The organism is Gimesia sp., from assembly GCF_040219335.1.
Taxonomy (GTDB): domain Bacteria; phylum Planctomycetota; class Planctomycetia; order Planctomycetales; family Planctomycetaceae; genus Gimesia.
The window spans coordinates 181438-200218 of sequence record NZ_JAVJSQ010000040.1 but is presented as its reverse complement, the minus strand read 5'-3'; the positions used below and the strand labels follow the sequence as shown (position 1 = coordinate 200218).

The 18781-nt window shown below is 52.0% G+C and carries 19 protein-coding genes; 6 read left to right on the top strand and 13 right to left on the bottom strand.

Features of this window, described 5'->3' with window-relative positions:
• Positions 1-123: 123 nt before the first annotated feature.
• The 3 genes from RID21_RS29170 to RID21_RS29160 all read left to right on the top strand — a co-directional run bounded on the left by RID21_RS29170 (position 124) and on the right by RID21_RS29160 (position 3229).
• Entirely contained in the window at positions 124-1167 is a 1044-nt protein-coding gene (locus RID21_RS29170) for a hypothetical protein (protein WP_350195130.1), read from the top strand.
• 209 nt (positions 1168-1376) lie between these two features.
• A complete protein-coding gene (locus tag RID21_RS29165) occupies positions 1377-2207 on the top strand; it encodes a hypothetical protein (protein WP_350195128.1) in 831 nt (276 codons plus the stop codon).
• Entirely contained in the window at positions 2204-3229 is a 1026-nt protein-coding gene (locus tag RID21_RS29160; protein ID WP_350195126.1) for a hypothetical protein, read from the top strand. Before RID21_RS29165 ends, RID21_RS29160 begins: the two co-directional genes overlap by 4 nt.
• Before the next feature lie 31 nt (positions 3230-3260).
• Here the strand turns inward: RID21_RS29160 and RID21_RS29155 are convergent, their stop codons facing one another.
• The 11 genes from RID21_RS29155 to RID21_RS29105 form a co-directional block, all read right to left on the bottom strand.
• Entirely contained in the window at positions 3261-4427 is a 1167-nt protein-coding gene (locus RID21_RS29155) for an acyltransferase family protein (protein ID WP_350195124.1), read from the bottom strand.
• A gap of 200 nt (positions 4428-4627) precedes the next feature.
• Complete coding sequence (locus RID21_RS29150; RefSeq protein ID WP_350195122.1) at positions 4628-5368, bottom strand: DUF899 domain-containing protein; 741 nt, start codon at positions 5366-5368, stop codon at positions 4628-4630.
• Positions 5365-5727 carry a hypothetical protein gene (locus RID21_RS29145; protein ID WP_350195120.1) on the bottom strand — a complete coding sequence of 121 codons (363 nt, stop codon included), beginning with the start codon at positions 5725-5727 and terminating at the stop codon, positions 5365-5367. The genes RID21_RS29150 and RID21_RS29145 overlap by 4 nt, the downstream gene beginning before the upstream one ends.
• Before the next feature lie 117 nt (positions 5728-5844).
• Complete coding sequence (locus tag RID21_RS29140) at positions 5845-6309, bottom strand: hypothetical protein (RefSeq protein ID WP_350195118.1); 465 nt, start codon at positions 6307-6309, stop codon at positions 5845-5847.
• A gap of 155 nt (positions 6310-6464) precedes the next feature.
• On the bottom strand, positions 6465-6896 hold the full coding sequence (locus RID21_RS29135) for a hypothetical protein (protein ID WP_350195116.1): 432 nt from the start codon (positions 6894-6896) through the stop codon (positions 6465-6467).
• A 66-nt stretch (positions 6897-6962) separates the two neighbouring features.
• Positions 6963-7514, bottom strand: a complete 552-nt coding sequence (locus RID21_RS29130) for a putative signal transducing protein (protein WP_350195114.1) — start codon at positions 7512-7514, stop codon at positions 6963-6965.
• Positions 7515-7535: 21 nt separating this feature from the next.
• Entirely contained in the window at positions 7536-8237 is a 702-nt protein-coding gene (locus RID21_RS29125) for a 3-keto-alpha-glucoside-1,2-lyase-like domain-containing protein (RefSeq protein WP_350195112.1), read from the bottom strand.
• Between the two features lie 157 nt (positions 8238-8394).
• Complete coding sequence (locus RID21_RS29120; RefSeq protein WP_350195110.1) at positions 8395-8820, bottom strand: transthyretin-like family protein; 426 nt, start codon at positions 8818-8820, stop codon at positions 8395-8397.
• A 123-nt stretch (positions 8821-8943) separates the two neighbouring features.
• Positions 8944-9954 carry a DUF1559 domain-containing protein gene (locus tag RID21_RS29115; RefSeq protein WP_350195108.1) on the bottom strand — a complete coding sequence of 337 codons (1011 nt, stop codon included), beginning with the start codon at positions 9952-9954 and terminating at the stop codon, positions 8944-8946.
• 503 nt (positions 9955-10457) lie between these two features.
• The gene (locus RID21_RS29110; protein WP_350195106.1) at positions 10458-11435 is read right to left on the bottom strand and encodes a linear amide C-N hydrolase; all 978 of its coding nucleotides are present in this window, start codon (positions 11433-11435) and stop codon (positions 10458-10460) included.
• 268 nt (positions 11436-11703) lie between these two features.
• Positions 11704-11991: a hypothetical protein gene (locus tag RID21_RS29105; RefSeq protein WP_350195104.1), complete on the bottom strand. Its 288-nt coding sequence runs from the start codon at positions 11989-11991 to the stop codon at positions 11704-11706.
• A gap of 323 nt (positions 11992-12314) precedes the next feature.
• Here RID21_RS29105 and RID21_RS29100 point away from each other — a divergent pair, with 323 nt between their 5' ends.
• The 3 genes from RID21_RS29100 (at position 12315) to RID21_RS29090 (ending at position 16353) form a co-directional block, all read left to right on the top strand.
• A complete protein-coding gene (locus RID21_RS29100) occupies positions 12315-12908 on the top strand; it encodes a hypothetical protein (protein WP_350195102.1) in 594 nt (197 codons plus the stop codon).
• Positions 12909-12994: 86 nt separating this feature from the next.
• A complete protein-coding gene (locus RID21_RS29095; protein ID WP_350195100.1) occupies positions 12995-13402 on the top strand; it encodes a BlaI/MecI/CopY family transcriptional regulator in 408 nt (135 codons plus the stop codon).
• Entirely contained in the window at positions 13399-16353 is a 2955-nt protein-coding gene (locus tag RID21_RS29090) for a M56 family metallopeptidase (RefSeq protein ID WP_350195098.1), read from the top strand. Before RID21_RS29095 ends, RID21_RS29090 begins: the two co-directional genes overlap by 4 nt.
• Before the next feature lie 12 nt (positions 16354-16365).
• Here RID21_RS29090 and RID21_RS29085 read toward each other — a convergent pair whose 3' ends face one another.
• Both RID21_RS29085 and RID21_RS29080 read right to left on the bottom strand, forming a co-directional pair.
• The gene (locus RID21_RS29085) at positions 16366-17703 is read right to left on the bottom strand and encodes an anti-phage deoxyguanosine triphosphatase (protein WP_350195096.1); all 1338 of its coding nucleotides are present in this window, start codon (positions 17701-17703) and stop codon (positions 16366-16368) included.
• 144 nt (positions 17704-17847) lie between these two features.
• Positions 17848-18714 (bottom strand): DUF1853 family protein, encoded by an 867-nt coding sequence (locus RID21_RS29080; protein WP_350195094.1) that lies wholly within the window; start codon positions 18712-18714, stop codon positions 17848-17850.
• Positions 18715-18781: the final 67 nt, after the last annotated feature.

Here is an 18781-nt window from a genome sequence, read left to right as displayed (position 1 = left end):
TTTTTCATCAAATTTTTACGAATATCTTGAGCACAGGCAGAATAATTGATCCAAGGACGACCAACAGCGTTTCACTATTCAAAGAGACCGCCTGGTATTCTACTCGAACAGTGCCTGTCAATTATGAATGTAGATATTGCGAATAAAGCATCAACCCCTACCCCTGATAATGAAACGCTGACCTTTCACCCTCCAAAGGATTATCGCGATGGCGGGTTATTTTCCCTGATCTTTTTTACGCTTATCGGCATAGCCTGGTGTAGTTTGATGATAATGGCGACACCACCAGATCGTCATATTTTTGTCATCCTGTTTACAGTCACGTTATGGAGCGTTCCTGCGATTCTCTCCTGTTGGATGTTGCTGAAATACCGAAAAGTTTCACTTACAATTGAATCGGGAACCATCACCGTTCAAAGTATATTTTCTCGTAAAGTCATCGATCTCGTAGAGGTGCAGAAAGTCTGCTGGCGACTGTTCCCCATCGGATTACGTGTTCATACAAATCACTTTGAAACGGTCTCTCTCACTGTGAGTCATTTCAGCCGTGAAGACCAGGTCTGGCTGATCCGCTATTTTCGTCAGGTCTTTCCTGAAGCGATTCAGGAGAACTGGCCGTTGTACTGCCTGCATGCAGCCAACCGATTGAGACCAGAGAAACATACGGTGGTACCGCCGCCCGGCCCGGATGAAATCATGATTACGCGACAGCGCTATGATCGCATACTCATTCCCTTAATTCTTGTTTCCACTGTCGCAGGAATCGTTGTCGTATTCACACACCATGATTTCGCACTATTCATCCTGCCTGTGCTCTGTCTTATGTTCTGGTTCATGTTTAAAATAGTGACTCCAAGGGAAGGACGTATTCAAAAACGACTTATCGCCGATAAGGAAAACAGAGGGGTATTCGTCCTAATGGGTTGTTGGGGAGTCTTGCTTCTCAGCTTTCTGTTCATTCAGCGACTGGAAATGCCAACATCATCAAAAAACACCTGGATGCTGGTATCGACTGTCGCACTTCTTCCCGTAATGATTTCAGTTATCATGCGAGCAGAAAAAAAGCGAAAGCAGCTTGACTTAATCAAAGCGGAACAGGCGGCGCGGGAGTGGGAAGCGGAAGCAGCGTACTTCCAAAGCCGCACTGAACAAGGTCCCGCAGAATGACAGACCGGCCTGTAGAGATTCAAGACATTTCCCCCTTCGGTCAAATCGAACGGGTTATCCGACCACCAAAAACGTTTCGAACAGAGGGAATCATCAACCTGATATTTTTCTCAGTGATTTTTTCCGGTTTTGGATATGCAATGTGGTTGAGCGCACCTCCAGATCGTGGAGTCTATGCATGGTTGCTTGCAGGAATTTTCTGGCTGTTAATGGCCTGCATTTCAATCTGGGGTATCCTCATCTGGAAGTACGTTTCAGTTACTTTCCATCAGGGAGATTTAAGCCTGGTTTCCATTTACTCCAAACGCGAACTGAAACTGTCTGAAATTGAGGTGGTCCACTGGTCTCTGTTTTCACATGGGCAGATCAAAGTCAAAAATGACACTGCAACGGGCAGGATCAATCTATACTACTTCAGTAACAAGGACCGACTCTGGCTGATTCAATATTTTCTTTTTCGATATCCACACCAGATCCAGGAGAACTGGCCCCTGTTCTGTCTGAAGATTGCATTACCACTACGAAACAAGCTGAGCGATAAGCCGCGCAAACCGCGTGCTGATGATGTCCTCCACACGCGGCAGGACTGGGACCGTCTCATCGTTCGGATGACCTTAATCGCAGCAATAATTGGAATTCTGTCTGCCTGGTTTTTCTCCCGACCTGGTTTTTTATTATTCCCATTGGTTTCTATTGCCTGCTGGTTTTTTCGCTTCTCAACCCCCAGGGAAGGAGAATATGTGCCGTCAGTGAGTGCAGACAGAGAATTTATAAATACGTGGAAATTTCTTCTCTGGTGGTCGCTGGCCTGGCTGGCATTCTGGATTCCGTTCTGGCTCGATTTACTTTCGGCACCTTTCAGTCCAGGATTTGGATCGACAATAGCAGCCTTCTGGACAGCTGGTCTGTATGGGAGAGTCATCCTGATGTATCGCAGGGAGATTCAGAAAGATCTCGAAAAAACAGCAAGTGCGGTGAAAGAATGGGAGTCGGGTTCTGCTAAACTACTCCCCCATGACCAGGAAGGTGCTGCACCATGATCGATCTGACTGATATTTCACCCGACTCTGGAAATGACCCTCTGATTTTCCGGCCATCGAAGCAATATCTGTACGGGGAACTGTGGTCGCTGATTCTCTGCCTGATCAGCTTCCTGGGGATTGGAATTCTGATCGTGCTTGATGACCCTTTCAATATGTATCTTTCTGGTTTCCTATTTGTGGGATCTCTGGCATTGATCCCTGGCTTGATTGCCCTGTGGGGAATAATGGTCTATCGAAATGTTTCGCTCTCTCTTCACGATAATATCGTGACGCTGCAGGAGGTCTTTCAGCGTCAAGAGGTCAACCTTTCAGAGGTGACGGAGGCCAGATGGGGAAGCGACTCCGAACTTTTTCTGAATTCCCGTCCCAATAGCGTTGTGATCAATCTCAAGTATTATCATTTTGAGGATCGGCTCTGGCTGATTCGCTATTTCCATCGTGAACTCAAGGAAACCGCTCAAATTCATTGGAACCAATTCTGTTTCCAGGTCGCGATCCCGCTTGAGGAGCGTCTGCAATTGCTTAAACCCCCTGAGACGGAGCTCCGCACTCCGGGATCGGAAGAGATTCTGATCACCCGCAGACGTTATGATCGGATTGGAATCCCCCTGAATGCCATATTAACGCCGACTGTCATTTTGATTTCATGGTATCAGGGTCAGTTTGGTTTCCTGATACTCCCAGCAATGACAATCGGCTGGTGGCTTTTCCTGCGTTACAGTATTCCCAAACGAGGTATGATTCAGAAGCGAATCTGGGCGCGTGAGGATTTTCGAGTGATGACTTACCTGCTCGTGGCCTGGGGAAGTGCAGGACTGATCGGCTTTGTGATTCTCCTGAGGACTGAGTTGCCTGAGCTCGTCAAGGTCATAGGGGGCCTGTGCCTTTTCCTGCTATGTTTAGAATTACTTCTGAAAATGTATGACAGCGCGACAATACACTGCCAGGAAGAGCGACGAAAAACGAAAGCAGCAGCGGTCGAGGAATGGGAGGCCGGGCAGAAAACAGACCTTTCGTGAGCACCTGCTGAATCATCAGGCCTGTTGCGTACTATTTTCTCTGTAGACGCAGGCGGGCGGTAGAGGCTCGGGCCAGGTCTGTCACTTTTTCTGCCAGGCGGGCGCCCCAGCCGATCATCGGGCGTTCTACTGCCTGATAGGAAAGCTGGGCTACCACGAAAGTGAGGGGGACTGAAACGACAGCCAGAAGCAGGCTCAACAGTAGTGGATAATTCGCTGTGGTTTCCACACTGACCAGATGGAGCAGTCCCCAGGCGAGCCAGTACATAATGATGAAGTGATAGATGTAAAAAGAATACGAAATCTGCCCGAGTTTGTGGACCAGCGGTAAATCCAGCAGGCGGCTTCCCCAGACCTTGACGGTTCCTTCCGCCAGAATGGCGATAATCGTGGCTGCAGCCAGTGCTTCGAGCAGGACGGTAAAAAAGCGTTCCTGAGGTGCAAACAGGGAGCGGGCACACAGCAGAGCGATGACACTGACCAGAAACAGGGTGTGCCGGGCTGACGGGGCGACTGCCTGTTTCAGTTTTTCTATCAGGGCCGGCAGCATCAGTCCCAGGTAGAAGACGAACCCATACAGCAGATAAATAATTCCCGGTAGAATACAGGAAAGTGCCATCAGAATTAGCAGGATGACATAATTCCCTTTCTGTGCGCGTTTTCGACTGAGGAGATAAAAGAGCGGAAAGCCGAACGACATTACCAATTCTACTTTCAGCGTCCAGGCAATCTGATTAAGGTTTGTCTCCAGCAGGGCATAATTGGCCAGTGCGTTGTTCCAGGTGATATTCTGCTGATACCACTCCTGAAACCAGAGCGACGTATTCGGGAACCGCTGGTAAGTATGGAATCCCATGATGGAAGCTATGATCAGCGTGAGACAGACGAGATACGCGGGATAGATTCGCAAGACGCGTTTCACATAGAACGCCAGATACGTCATCGACTGCCGAGGCTTGCGATCGAGCGACAGTCCCAGGACATAGCCACTCAGAACGAAGAACACCGTCACCGCGGCGCCGCCGTTACAGGGAATCAGCAGCAGTCTGGTAAGGAAGGCCTGGGTCCCCTGCGTTTCCCGGAGACTGGTCGTCCAGATCATCGGATTCTGATCAACGGTAAACACGATCAGACAGTGACTGAGCGCGACCATCAACGCAGCAATCCCGCGCAGAGATTCCAGTTGTTTAATAAACATCGGTCAAATTCGCCGGTCGTATCTCAGATGTTCTACTTCAGAAAACTTACGCAGAGAGAGCAGGTGTTGACACCCAGTGTAAGCTTGTTGCAGGGGGAGTTTCAAAGAGAAAAACGGTAGCGGAACTGATTTCGAACGAAGCAGCCGACATCGGTTGCTGTAAATGCATTGATGTCGGCTGATATTCCTCTTTCTCCCGGTTAACCGTAAGTGGGCTTCTGGGGCCAGCCGGCTGGGGAATCTTCGAATTCTTCCTGGCGACCATAGGGGGTCAGGTCCAGCAGACGAAAGGAATCGGTCAGGCTTTCACATCCCCGGGCGTAGGTCGAATAGGTGTGATAAACGTCGTCGTGCACGCGGAAAAAGACACTAACGCCGTGCAGTTCGCCCGAGAGGAAAAACGGTTCTGCCTCCTTACGCTCCTGCAGTTCCTTCTGGCTGCGATAGTTATATTCAGGCGAGGCAACGGTGTCGTCGAGAGTGACATGGAAATCGTAATTGAAGTCACTTTCGAATGAAGAGACCCAGGTGCGGTCCCATCCCTGTTCGGCCTGATATTTCTGAAGTTTCTCCAATGGTGCTCGGGAAACCAGAACGAATGTCGTATCCCGTTTATTGAGCAGAGACAAATCACCGAGACTGTTGACCAGCATGGTACACCCCTGGCAGCCCTGCTTCCAGTCCGGCGCGAACATGAAGTGATAGACAATTAACTGACGACGACCCGCGAACAGATCGATTAGACCGAGTTGGCCTTCAGGACCTGCGAACCGATAATCCTTTTCGAGCTTCACCATCGGCAGGCGCCGTCGTTGAGCGTTGACGCGATCCCGGTGCCGGGTAAGTTCTTTTTCTGCTGCCAGTAATTCGAGTCGCTGTGTGCGCCATGCGTCGTGGGTAACCACATCCGGATGTGCCAGCGTCTGTTCGGTTGAGTTCATCGCTTCTCCAGTTCAGGTTGATTGTGATACAGAAGGGTTCTCTCTGTTGTGAGCCGAGTTGCGAACACACGCCGCAACCGTATGAGAATCACCAGAATCAGAACACCAGAGCTGCCCCCAATCAGGAACAGACGCAGCCAGGAGGCCACCGTCAGCGAAAGCCCGACACCCGTCAGACAGGTAATCCAGGCTGCCAGGCAGAGCGGGCACTTGGGCATTAGAATCAACAGGAATGCCGAAACCAGTGTCATCGAGGCCTGCTGGAACCATGCGAGACGAGTCTGCGACGGTGAATGTTCCGCAGCACACGCTGACTGGCGCGAGACTCTTTGGCAGCCACAGGTAACGGAGGGCTTCATCGGATGTTCCTTGAAGACAGGGGAGAATGGTGTTCTACCCTGTAGTCGATTGGCACGAGGGGCGATCGACAGGAACTCCGAAATAATTTTCAATTCGAACGATTTTTTCAGATCGATTTAAATATCAGTTGGAACGGGCTTTAGGGCTTCCAGCGGCAGCGTCTCCTGCTTTTCCGGTTCCGGATGAGCCTTGAGTACCGTCATAACGAAGGCATAGATTTCGCCGCCTGATTCCGGAGCGGCTACGCGCGGACAGGGAACCATGTAGGTCTGACCGCCGTTTTCGATTCGCAGCTTGAGCCTGTCCGGTTTGATCCAGTGCCGGTCCTCTTTTCCGGGCCAGAATTCGGAATCACTGAGCATCACTTTCAGGTTCCAGTTTCCCTGTGTATCGGTGGTTGTGGAGGCATACTTCCGGTCTCTGAGAAGGAGAGTCACAGTGGTCCCCTGCACGGCCTGTTGCTCTGCCCCGGCCAGTAGCTGACCTTGCAGGAACAATGGGTACGAGAAACTGCAGCCCGGCAGGTACAAGACCAGAGTCAACAGTAAGAGAGAACGACAGCGCCGGTAAGTCTGTTGCATGCGCATCACCTCAGATCGACAGGACCAATTCCCGGTCTCAGTAATAAAAGTCTCGTGAGTTCACTGATAGAGATCTAATTCAGGTGGGTTCTATTCCACTCAATTTCAGAAATTGAGGACTCAGTTTCTGAAAATGCCGCTTTCAAGAAGTTGTTTCAGTTGAAGAGTTTGTTTGCCTGAGGATAGACGAAGATAAACCAGAGACCACTGAGAGCAGCAAACGCGGAGAGTATTGAGTACTGGGGTTGAATGTAATCAGGAAAAATCAGCCAGGCAATGAAAGTACCAAACATGAACCCAACCGGCAGGTACCAGCAGGCATGATAAACACGGCACTTTTGCATCAGTCGCCGATGATTATCACCACTCGGTGAAAAAGGGTCGATGTCTTTGTCGACATAATTCAACCCAAATCCCTCGTATGTATCTAGAAATGGAAAGAGGAAGAACAGTGCCCCGATTAAACAGACCATGCCAGTTGAGTCTGAATGTGTGAACTGAAACAAGGAAATCCGACTGGCGTATGCAAAAACTGCCATGCAGATTCCATAGAGGATTGCCAGAATGCCGAACAGGTTGGTGGCCATGAGTGATGCCGTTGTCTTTCTGATGCTGCCATTGTGAACAGCCAGGCCCCCATCTTCTTCTTGGGATTAATAACCGCGAAAGAACAGGATGTATGACCAGGCCGACAAAACGAAACAGTCCAGCAGAAAACTGATACTTACTTTTTTCTGTTGAGATGGAGTCAACGCAAGACCGGTAAAGAGAATATCCAGCAACAGAAAAAATGAATAGACCTGGATCGGAAAAAATATTATGCCCAGGACGGCGGCTTTAAAAGCACGATTCACCTCCTGATCCAGGTCTCGCTCAGCAGCCGATTCCACAACGGTTTCTTGTGCATCGTCTTCCGTGGCTTCATCCTCGTCCCAGCCGTTCTCGAAGCCTTCGACGGTTTTCCAGTCTTCCTCGCTGATGGTCACCGGATCGTGTTCATCGAGTAGTTCAAAAGCGCGATCGGCGTCTTCAGAAGCGACCTGAACCTTAATTCCGCCGAGTGCATTCCCAAGATACCAGGCCATACCGACGGCCTCTTCGTCTGAGAGATAGACCCGAATTCCCTCCGCTTCCAGCTGGTTGCGGATCAGGCTGGCTTCGGTGGGGGTGCTTGTCGTGGCGATGGTGATGAATTCATCAGACATGACCTCTCCTCTCGTGGAAGATTAAGGTACACGGACTTTGACATTGTCGTAATGGATCGACTGTTTGGGGGTGACCAGGCCGATCATGTCTTTGGTGGGATGGGCAATGCCTGGGGAACGGAGGGAGCCAATCAGCTTGCCGTCGATGAAAGCCTGCATCTGGTCCCCTTTAATGCGGACGGTGACGGTGTACCACTCGCCTTTTTTCAGTTTGACCGGGAAGACGGCCTGGGAGCGTTCCAGGATCTCCTGTTCGGCTTCAGTCAGTTTTTCTTTATTCTGACGTTTCTTGAAGATCTCATTATTGAAGACGCCGGTCTTGCCGTCACGGAGTGTGACTTTTGTGGGCGAAACCACCACGCGGCAGAGATGGCCTGCATGTGAGCCTTTGAATTTATGCTGATTGAAGGTCAGATTCGTGTAGGGTGAACCCTCGAACTTGAGATCGACGGTGAGTTCGACATCGCTGTAGGGTTCGGTCTTCAACTGATGGACGGCTGCGTGTCCGCCCCCTTCGAGTTCGACGCCTTGCAACACACCAGCTTTCACGACTGAGGAGCCTTTATAGAGGCGCCACTGCTTGCCGAGTTCGGGCCCGGAGAAATCATCTGAGGCCAGCGTCTGCTGATAATGGTCTGCGGAAATGGCTTCCGGTGCTCCCGCGAAGACCGATACCGGTGCCAGCAGACAGGCCACAGTAAGCAGATAAGATTGAGCGGACATAATGAGCACCTTTATGCTAAGCAGAAATGGGATGGATCAGGAAGCCTGCTATGGTTTTGGAAAAACAGAGCAGTGCTTCCGGGAATCCAATGTACTCACCCGTTTCTGTTGCGTCAATTTAATTGTGTGCAACGCGGATATCCTGCGGGAGACGCTGTTACTTCGAAGTGAGCGGGAAATCGATCTGATTGCTGCCCGGCTTCACCTCAGCTGTGAGCGTGGTCTGGGTATGATATTTTGCCGGCAGCAGTTCGGCACGTGCTTTCCGGTCTTTACCTTCGCCGGTCTCGTCCGAATAGGCATCCATGGCGGAAGTAATCACGACCTTGTGAGCACCAATCAAGGCCCCGGTGCTGGTGCCCGTGTAAGACAAAGAGTAATTTCCTGCACTGTCGGTTTCTGCGACCGAGGGACGACCATTTTCAGGCTGAAATGTAACCTGGGCATATTCCAGTGGCTCCCCGTCGAGAGTCACGACTCCTGAAACCTGGCCCAGTTGGGGACCATCGCTGCCGCTGCAGGCACACATTCCACAGGCGAGGATCAGGACGCTGAAGATTTTTCCGAGACGATAAACGAACATGTGATAGAACCTTGATGAATCTGAATGAGAAGGTGGCGGGTTCATCAGCGCGGGGAGCACTGCGAAACGAAAGCGACCGCGGAGCGTCAGGCTCCCGGCCGCTTGAGAAAACAGCGGTGCGGATTAATATTCGCCGAGAATGGCGCCATCCGAAATTGAAGAGAGACGTTCGAGTGTGCTGTCGACGACGCCCCCGTTGGTGATGTTCGTATCGATGTTTTCGCTGATGAAGCGAACTGCACCATCGCCCATCAGGAACTGAGCTCCGCCCACGTGCCGACTGCTGTATCCGCCATTAGCCTGATCGGTTGAGGAGATCGGATTGATACCGAAATGAGTGGTGCCGGTAATGCTGAGCAGCCCCTGGTTCGCAGCGGTGTTTCCGGTACAATTGGTACACGTAGGTCCCAGTCCGAGATTGTCGCGGACGGCGAACAGCATACCCGCATACATGGGATTGCCCGGAATCTGGTAGGCGCGCTCGCCGGCCAGGATCGTGTTGCTCAAGCCGTCGGTCACATCGCGGAAGCGACAATTACTGTTACCCCAGAATGCGCCGGTGCCTCCCGTGGTGCCATCAAGATAGTTGGTCGCCCGGGTCGCACGGTGATAGGCATTGTTATTCGAGACAACATAATTGGTGACCGAGACACCGACGTTGGATGTCCGGCTACCAGAAACAAAATAATCGATTGTGTAGCCGGCTTCCGTATGCGTTGCCGGTCCGGTATCGGACGGACAGCGAAATACGGGGTAAGTCTGTTGCATGGCCTGAATGTTGTTGCCGAATGCGTAGCTGGCCGGTGTGTTTCCCACCTGGAACGCATTGTAGACCGAGGTTAATTCAATATGAGGGGCAATAAAGGCGGACCAGGTCCAGTGGCCTTCATCATCTCCCACATTGGGATCACGTACATAAGCGGGGGGCAGCATCTGGAACGTGGAATGGTAGTTGTGCAGTGCGAGACCGAGCTGCTTCAGATTATTTTTACAGGTACTGCGGCGGGCCGCTTCTCGAGCCTGTTGTACAGCCGGCAGCAGGAGTGCAATCAGAATAGCGATGATGGCAATGACCACCAGCAGTTCGATCAAGGTAAAACCTCGATGTGATCGCGAGCGTCTTGGAATACTCATGAATCAGTCTTTCATTCAACGTAACCAGAAATAAATCGGAACAATACGATAAGTACGCAGCGGGAAAATGACTCGACAGCCAGGAAAGGCGAACGACGCTGGACCAGAAGTCTTCGCATCAGGAATGAGCAACCACCGGAAATCACACTTCCGGGTGATTTCGCCTGTGTCAAATTACAAATGAACACATCCCACTAAGAGCATTCGTATGTAAAGGCGGACACTTACCGATGAAAAAAGAAGTTTCCATCAATTTCCTTTAATTTGTTCTTCATTCTATTCGTAACCTATTACTAATAGAATACTTAGAGCCAGATACACAATTAGGCGAAAATGATGCATTTCTTAACCTGGTTATGAAATACTGCGGAAGGACCACCGAGCCTGTCAGGCAAAAATATACACAGAACTCTAATCGCGCAAAACGAGAGTAATGGTAGACAAAGAAAGCTGGGGGGTGTGTAATCGCAGTGCAAATTCTCAGGTAGAGGTTGGGACCAGTATTACATCACTGGAACCAGGAACTGGAATGGTTCTGCGGGTTGGAAGCCGTGGGACTGGTCGCCGGCCAGGTCGGGGTTGCCGTCCAGGGTCAGTTTCTGGACTGGGGCGCCTGCGCTGAAATCGAGCTGGCTCAAACGGATCCAGACCAGTGAGGGACTGGCTGTGTTTTCGAAGAAGTAGACGCGGTTCTTCTGATCGCTCACGGTACGCCAGATGGTTGTGGAGATATTGGGTTGATCGGGAGTACTGATGCCACGGGGGACGCTTACGTTCCGCATCACGCTGAAAACGCTGGCCACTGCTTCGCGGGCGTCGGCTGACTGATGACAGGCGTTGACGTAAAAGGATGCCCGGGCAAAGCGATCCGCGGCCCGGTTGGTGCCCGGCAGCATGACCGTACCGCCGATCTGTTGCCAGTAGCGGTTGAGAGCCAGCTGTTCGTCAAAGATGGGGGAATTGGTCATCACCTGGTGTTCGCGGGCGTGATGGATTCGCAAGCTCCCGTTGATGTATTCCAGGATCGCCGAATCTCCCGTTGGATCCGAGATCGAAAGATGCACGGTGCCTTCGGCGCCATTCGGTGCAACTACGGGGACAACGCGGAATTCTTCTCGACTCAATTCTTCAACGGCTTCGGCTACGGTGGCAAACTGATCGAGGACGTACTGAGCCCAGGCGGTGATTACCAGGGCCGGTCGTGAGTCGTCTGCCGGGGGGTATTCTGATTCCACCAGATAGAGCAGATTGGTCACCAGCCCTTTCTCATTCATGCCATCGGCTGTCCCGCCTTCGTAAACGGAGGCTACCAGGCTGCCATAGCGACTGGTCCAGGTGATGGAGTGCTCTCCCAGTCCACAATCACGGTCCATACCACGCGGAAAGACCCAGAGGTTGGTGTGCATCTCTTCTTTCCAGTCCATTGTCCGGCCGGTGACGATCTGGTTTTCCTTGCCAAAATAGACGGCGCGTGTGCACATGACTCTCTGACTTTCTAATAGGATTCAACGTTAGCGGGATAACTGACCAGGTCGTATTTCTTAATTCGAACGAAGCATACCAAAGACAGCCCAACCGAGGCTAATGCCCTGCGGCTAATTTATCTTTTCTGCTGTCGATGTTCCAGAAAATAAGGTCACGGTACAACATCGGCTACCGTTATTTCTTACCTGGGCCGAGTTAAAAAAGTCCTCAGAACTATAAAAAATACGATCCAGGGAGGATAACCGATCTGCAGGCTGACTGAATTTATAACTTACTCAGTTCGTACACATAGAGTATCGGCATGACGAGCAGGAAAAACCAGCCGATCAAGTCCAGCAGTGATGGAGGTGAATCGCGTCGCAGACCTCGTGTCAGGCCAGTGACGGACAACGCTTCCTTATTCCAGATCACGAGCATTCCCGGCAGTGACATCAGGACGGCGAACGTCGCTTCCCAGAGTCTGCTGTCGGAAAACTTGCCGATGGTTGCTCCCAGGATGCCATTGGCGATGACTGCCAGCAGCGTGATGATGCGTTCTTTCGTCAGGTTCATCTGCTGATTCTCCTCAGTGGATGCGTGCGACTTTGCGGCGGGTCATCTCCATGATACGAAGAAATGACAAAACAGCAAAAGGGCAGCTGTATGAAAATCAAGATATCGGTACTGCGACCAGGTGTTTTAATAAGGCATCGATTTCCGGGTTCAAAGAGGTCCCTGGATATTCTTTCTGAAGAAAGTGATCCGGATCCAGCTGAGCTCGTGAATCTTAATTGAATAATCCACTACTTTCTCTTTGCAGTAAGTCAGGGAATCTGTCACTATTCAGACAGGCTTACTCATATCCTTTGTAAAATGGAAATCATGCATCTGATCTCATGTCGAAATATCACGATGATAACTCTTATGCCAGCGATCCGGGGGGCATCTCACTGAGTCGCAGCAAATTAATGGCGTTCAAAAAAGAACTCCCTTTTTTCATGAGGCTCTTTTCCCGCATCCGACATCCAGAGGGATTGCTGGCAGAGCATCTGCGTCTGGGAGACAGCCGGGCTGCGATGGTCATGCCGACTTCGGGCAAGCTGGTGATTGCCGCCTACACAGACGAACTGGATTGCGTGGCTCTGCTGGCCTTTCCCGACCGCGTTGCACACCAATATAAACTTAACCCCGGCGACCGCTTACTGACGGTAAACACGTATTACCGGGGATCGAATGTTGTGCCCGATCTGGAGCATGGCGAATACAGTCATCGTCGCTATAACAATTTTTTCCCACTGATCGCAGAATTTCTCTCCGAAGACAGTCTGTTGATTGAGCACCGCAAGGCACATATCAGCGAAGAGGAGTGGGTCGCGACCTATGTGAAGGGAGAAGAAAAACTGAATCGAGAGGGGCTGTTCATGCGAAACGGAAATCCCTATCTGAGCCAGATCCCTGCCAGTGGAGATCCCTTGAAACTGGGCCGGTAAATGCTGCATTGCTCAAAGCAATCTTCATTTTGACAATTGTCGTTTTCCTTATTGACAAAAAGACATTTGTCGTTATTAATGAAGGCATGAATCAGTCCAAACAAAAAATCCCGGATGCGGAACGTGATGTCCTGGTCTGCCTGAATCAGCTGGGGGAGGCCACGGTGAAAGAGATCAGCCAGGCGCTGGAGCCGGTGCGGAAGATGGAGCCTTCGTCTGTGATGACGCTGCTCAAGCGGCTGGAGGCCCGCAAGCTGGTGACGAAGCGCAAGGGGGACAAAGGGAAAGCCTTTCTGTTTCGGGCTACCCGGGAGTCGGTGCGGGCGTATCGGCATCTGTTAAACGACCTGTTTCAGGGGGTGTTCGGTGGTGACACGCTGGCTTTCATGTCGTCGTTCTTTGAAACGCGGAAGCCAAGCGAAGAGGAAATCACCCAGTTACAGGAATTGCTGGATGATCTGCGCGAACAGAAGAAAAAGGGAGATCGGTCATGAGTGAGTTCTTCCAGCAAACCGTAAATACCGGGAGCACGTTCCTGCTGGTGGCGGGAGTGCAGGCTGCGTTTGTAGCTCTGTTCGTGTTTGTGTTACTGCTGCTGACCCGGCGTTTCACCAGTTCTCCCCTGCGGTATGCACTGTTGCTGATTGTGCTCGTCAAATTCGCCACTCCTCCGTTTTATGGATTTGCAACTGGGGTCTTTACGCAGTACTCCGAAATTCGCAACCACCCGACCATTGCCCCGGGACCGCCGATTGTAGTTTATGAAGATTACGTTCCCCCGATTGTGATCTCTCCTCAGAAAACTGCTGCTACAGCAGCACAGTCCTCTGTTCCGGCAGTTGCGGAAACAGCGAAAGCAGAACCCGCTCCTCTCAAGCGAAACGTGCCAACTGCTCCTGAGCCAGACAAGGACTTTCGCTGGGCGCCGCTGCTGATGTTGTTCTATCTGACGGGCACATTGTTCGTTGTGGGGCGATTGCTGCTGCAATACCGACGTATCAGACGCCTTGTTCGCGACAGTACGATTGAAACAGAAGGCGCCTTGTGGACTGAGTTGAGTCAGGTTGCGGAACAGATCGGACTGCGCAGGGTCCCGAGGTTACGGATCTCCGACGAAACAGACGGCCCCTTTGCCATCGGCACCTGGCGTCCGACGATTGTACTACCCCGCGGGCTGGCAGAGGAATTGCAGGCGGATCAACTGACGATTGTGCTCGCACACGAGCTGGCACATGTCCGTCGCCGGGACCTGCTGGTTGGCTGGTTTGAAACGCTGGTGAGTATCGTCTGGTGGTTTCATCCGGCACTGTGGTGGTTACGCCGTTCGCTCAGACAGACCCGCGAGGACTGTTGCGATGACCTGCTGCTGGCCAGAGAGCTGGCTCTGCCGGAACGGTATTGTGAAACGCTGATTGAGGCTGCGGCTCGTCAACACAGCCGACTGGCGGAGCCGCTGGTCCTCGGGTTTGTGCATCGCGAACATCCTACCGCGCGGCGAATCAGGCGATTGATGGATGCGTCGCTCTTTCGGTCAGATCGCCTGCGGTACCCTGCCCTGTTCCTGGTGCTGCTGATTGCTTTGATCATGTTGCCGGGGATTCAACCGGAAACACAGCCGGTTACTTCTACTACGCTGGAGGGGATCGGCGGCTGGAGGAATCTGGCTTTTCAACTTGATAAAAAAGAAGAAGCGGTCATTGAAGAGTGCAAGCAACTGTCACAGACCTATTTCCATATGCGAAGCGATAAACGAGTATTCAACGATACAGAAACGCGTGACAAGCTGACCGCGATTCTGAAACAGAACCCTCAATGTTTCTATGCCCAGTATCTGCTGGGGACGTGGTATCGCCTCCAGGGTAATCGGGAAGAAGCACAGCGACTGATTCAACAGTCTCTGGAGAATGCACCGGTCATGCTGACACAGACCTACAAACTGGGGACAGGACAACCGGCCGCGGGTATCGAAGTCTCCGCCATCACAATCGAATGCAACCGCGTAAAGGACCACTATCTGGATCCGAGCCTGAATCTACAGTATGTCGGCCTGATCACCGATGCCCAGGGGACCGTGAAACTGCCCGTATTTGACACCGTTTTTCGTACGAGCAGCCAGTCTTATCCTGAAGGATATCAGGCCGAGTTTCAGAACCTGGGCTGGTTTGAATCCAAGTCCCATCAGGGGACCTTACCCGATGTGTTGGTCTGGAAAACCTGGTCGCGTCCACGGGACTTCACCCGCACGGCTGCGGAATCGAATCTGCTCAGGAAAGCAGAAGGAACCCGCAGCCTGGAACTGGACCTGGATGAGAACCGCTATGCGATCGGGAGTGTCTCTCGCGGACAGGCGGACGGCACATTCCTCAGCGAAGATGGCAAAGGTCATTCCGTCAAATCGACCAGCGGCCCCTTGCCTGAACTTTCCAATGCCTCTTACATGGATCACGCACTGATTGAACTGGTGTCTCCGGCCGAGTCACAGTTTGATCTGGAACAGGTCAACGTGCTGGACTCACAGACGAAGGTTCCTTTAACGACTTTTCAATATGGTGCCGGCTTTATCTGGGATGATTCCCGCCGATTTCATCTGTTCTCACTGTGGGAGCGGTTGCCAAGGACGATCGATCTGGTGCTAAAGGTCTATAACTACGAGTCGGACCATTTTCGGTACAAGATTCCGGCCCAGGTGGGAGTGACCATACAACATGCCGGAGCGACGCTGGAAATTAAATACCTGGAGTCCGGCAATCATATAGGCTGGAGTTCGAATAAAGGCTTTTATGGTGAGGCCCAAAACAAGCGGAATACTTCCGAAACGATCATCGATCTGATTCAGGGAGAGAATTTGAAAGCGACGTTATGGGTTGTTTCCAAGTCGGGAAGGCGAATCAAGCTGGATCGAGGTGGCTGGTCTTCCGGTAACATCGGAACTCCCCCCATCCGAATCCTGCTGCCTCTCAGCGAGATCGATCATTTCGAACTGTTGCCCAATGTTGCTGCCCAGACAATCTACTTTGAGCAACTTCAATTACCGACGCGTGAGACGCCACTGGATCAACAAGTGCCGGAGATTGTCTTTCCGGTCAAGGGGCAGGCCCGGAAGTTTACTTCCCACGTCCTGAGTCCTCTGCTCATCCATTTTGAAAGCCAGCGGGGGAATCTCTATTCGGGTATGGGTTCGACGATGTCGACGTTCGAATTTCAGGAGCGTGCACCAGCAAATCAGGATCCCAAGTCTCAGTCAACCGTCAGCTGGTACTATTATGCCACGACCAGCCTGAAACAGCGTGTGGAAGTTTTCACTATAAACGATGCCGGTAAGTCTGGCTTATTAAGCTCTTCCTGCACCAGTATCTGGGGCGCCGCCGGTTACGCGAGACGAAAGGTCCCGGTGGAACTACTGGATTCGGTCCGCCTGGAATTTTTGCCTCAACCGGCCGACTGAGGTGCGATTGCATCAGAGCTGGTCAAACAGCGAACCCGACTGAGGTAGAAACAGGTTACTGTAGAGCCGGCTGGCGTACACGTCGGTCATGCCTGAGACGTAGTCTGAGAGGATGCGTTTGGAGCCGGTGACTTTGAAGCTTTCGAATTCGTCCGGCTTGAGCAGTCGTTCCGGATTCTCGAGAATTGCTTCGAACAGTTTCTCCACGATCATCTGCCCTTTGAGTTCCAGGATCTGATTCTGACGCTGTTTGATGACGTGCTTGAAAACGAAGTTCTTGAGAATATTCAGAATCGCTGCCGAGTCGGTTGTGAGGCAGGCATTAAAGCGGATCAGTTCATGCTCACCTGATTCCAGGTCGCGGATTTCGATATCGCGGATCAGCCCGCCTACGATATTGCTGATGCCGTGCTTGAGTTGTTTATGCGAACCGGAAAACAATTTCTCGGTATAACGGGTGATGATATCGGCCAGTTCCGTCCCGGAATGATTCGGAAGCTGCTCCATGACTTCGGCTTCCCAGATCCGGTGAGAGACCAGTCCCATGGCGATGGCATCTTCCAGGTCATGCACGCCATAAGCGATGTCGTCGGCCAGTTCCATGATCGACGTATCGAAGGATTTGCGGATCGTTTTGGCGTGCCCGGTCGGATTTGACTTGAGTTCGGTGAGGATTGCGCGGTCGGATTCCGAAAAAGGTTTAATGATCCACTCCAGGAGGTCGGCGTCATCGTCGTGAATACATTTAGGCGGTTTGTAAAGGGCGAGTTTTGAACTGGTGTCGCTGTGATTCGCCTGGACCTGGTCGTAGTTGGCGACCTGGGAATGGATGGCGGGATACTTTAATAATCCCAGCAGGGTACGGCGGGTGAGATCGAGACCATGCTGTTCCGAAAATTCGCCCAGGCGACAGACGATACGCAGGGTCTGTCCGTTGCCTTCAAAGCCGCCGTCCTGATACATGAATTTATTGAGTGAGTATTCGCCGCCATGCCCGTAGGGAGGATGCCCCAGATCGTGAGCCAGGCAGATGGCCTCGATCAAACTGTTGGAGGGAATCAGAGTGGAGATCTGATCCCGATGACCGGAAAACCGCAATTGCGAAGCGATGCTGGCCCCAATCTGTGCCACTTCGAGGGTGTGGGTCAGGCGGGTACGGTAGAAGTCGCTGTCTCCCAGTGAGAAGACCTGGGTTTTCGACTGCAGACGGCGGAAGGCGGACGAGTGAATAATCCGGGCTTTATCGCGCAGGAACTGCGATTCGTAATTCTCCGAGTCGGGGTCGTTAAACGTCTTACGGGGGTAACCTTCTTCATCCTCCCGTCGGCGTAATATCCAGTGATCTTCCATTATGGTCTCAAGGTCTCTTCTGATTCAGCTGCAGCAGTTTCGTTATCATACACGGTGCGGGATTATACACAGATCCGGTGCAAATCAGAAGGAAGTGAGTCCGCTGGAACGGAGATGTTATTTACTTTTCACACAGCGCCTCGGTTAATGAATCTGCGGCCAGTGGTCGGGGACGATGAAAACCCGTTCGCTTTCGCGATAGTATGCGTCGTGTGCGGTTAAGACGCTGATCAGAATCGGGCGTGTTGACTTTTGGAAGTGCGCTGCGAGGTGACGGTGCAGTTGGTCAAAGTCGATCAGAGCCGGGTCTGTGCTGTTACAGAATGCGGGGGAGAGCCAGTCCGGTTTTTCCCGAATAAGGAAACGAGGATTCGAATCCTGATTTAAGAGTCGGTCCAGCTCTTTCAAGTGGAGCCAGACGCCCTGGGCATGCTGCGGGGAGAGATGGTCCGGTAACTGCGTGGGAGGTTCGTGATCGGGATGATAGAACAGCCAGCCTTTGACGAAGGCCTCTCTCCGGGTGACATCCGGGAAATGCTGCTTGCTCAACGGGAGCTGATGCGCGAAGAGTCGTTGCATTTTCCTTTCGAAAGTATCTTTGACATTCGGACCGACAAAGTGGCTGCCCGTCGCATTGACCTCGGGGCAATACAGATAGAATTTGACAGCGGTTTCCCAGTGTGTCAGTTCGCCTGCTTCATCCTGGAACAGAAAATCAATTTCGCCGATGGTCTGTTGATTTTCAAAGACCTGCTGATGCTGGGCTATGATATTGACGCCCCGGATCTGCTCCAGCCAGTAGAGAACCAGTCCCTCGAAATATTCGCCAATGCGAAAGCGGGCATACGGTACCAGAAACGCTTCCAGTTCCCGCGGGTCGATCTGGCTGAGTGGGGGCAGATCAGGAGGCTGGATCCTCTGATCGAGCTGCGTAATGAGCGAGGGACTTTCGATGGCCCATTGCAGGTCGCGGAGTGCGCGGGACTGTCTGAGTTCGGGTTCCTGATACATAAAGCAGACAATAGCGAGCACTGGAAAAAATAAAAAGGGTGGGAGCCTGATGCCCCTCCCGGAAGCA

Coding starts and splice junctions, on each gene's coding strand:
- RID21_RS29170 (WP_350195130.1), top strand. CDS start 124: ATGAATGTAGATATTGCGAATAAAGCATCAACCCCTACCCCTGATAAT.
- RID21_RS29165 (WP_350195128.1), top strand. CDS start 1,377: ATGGCCTGCATTTCAATCTGGGGTATCCTCATCTGGAAGTACGTTTCA.
- RID21_RS29160 (WP_350195126.1), top strand. CDS start 2,204: ATGATCGATCTGACTGATATTTCACCCGACTCTGGAAATGACCCTCTG.
- RID21_RS29155 (WP_350195124.1), bottom strand. CDS start 4,427: ATGTTTATTAAACAACTGGAATCTCTGCGCGGGATTGCTGCGTTGATG.
- RID21_RS29150 (WP_350195122.1), bottom strand. CDS start 5,368: ATGAACTCAACCGAACAGACGCTGGCACATCCGGATGTGGTTACCCAC.
- RID21_RS29145 (WP_350195120.1), bottom strand. CDS start 5,727: ATGAAGCCCTCCGTTACCTGTGGCTGCCAAAGAGTCTCGCGCCAGTCA.
- RID21_RS29140 (WP_350195118.1), bottom strand. CDS start 6,309: ATGCAACAGACTTACCGGCGCTGTCGTTCTCTCTTACTGTTGACTCTG.
- RID21_RS29135 (WP_350195116.1), bottom strand. CDS start 6,896: ATGGCCACCAACCTGTTCGGCATTCTGGCAATCCTCTATGGAATCTGC.
- RID21_RS29130 (WP_350195114.1), bottom strand. CDS start 7,514: ATGTCTGATGAATTCATCACCATCGCCACGACAAGCACCCCCACCGAA.
- RID21_RS29125 (WP_350195112.1), bottom strand. CDS start 8,237: ATGTCCGCTCAATCTTATCTGCTTACTGTGGCCTGTCTGCTGGCACCG.
- RID21_RS29120 (WP_350195110.1), bottom strand. CDS start 8,820: ATGTTCGTTTATCGTCTCGGAAAAATCTTCAGCGTCCTGATCCTCGCC.
- RID21_RS29115 (WP_350195108.1), bottom strand. CDS start 9,954: ATGAGTATTCCAAGACGCTCGCGATCACATCGAGGTTTTACCTTGATC.
- RID21_RS29110 (WP_350195106.1), bottom strand. CDS start 11,435: ATGTGCACACGCGCCGTCTATTTTGGCAAGGAAAACCAGATCGTCACC.
- RID21_RS29105 (WP_350195104.1), bottom strand. CDS start 11,991: ATGAACCTGACGAAAGAACGCATCATCACGCTGCTGGCAGTCATCGCC.
- RID21_RS29100 (WP_350195102.1), top strand. CDS start 12,315: ATGTCGAAATATCACGATGATAACTCTTATGCCAGCGATCCGGGGGGC.
- RID21_RS29095 (WP_350195100.1), top strand. CDS start 12,995: ATGAATCAGTCCAAACAAAAAATCCCGGATGCGGAACGTGATGTCCTG.
- RID21_RS29090 (WP_350195098.1), top strand. CDS start 13,399: ATGAGTGAGTTCTTCCAGCAAACCGTAAATACCGGGAGCACGTTCCTG.
- RID21_RS29085 (WP_350195096.1), bottom strand. CDS start 17,703: ATGGAAGATCACTGGATATTACGCCGACGGGAGGATGAAGAAGGTTAC.
- RID21_RS29080 (WP_350195094.1), bottom strand. CDS start 18,714: ATGTATCAGGAACCCGAACTCAGACAGTCCCGCGCACTCCGCGACCTG.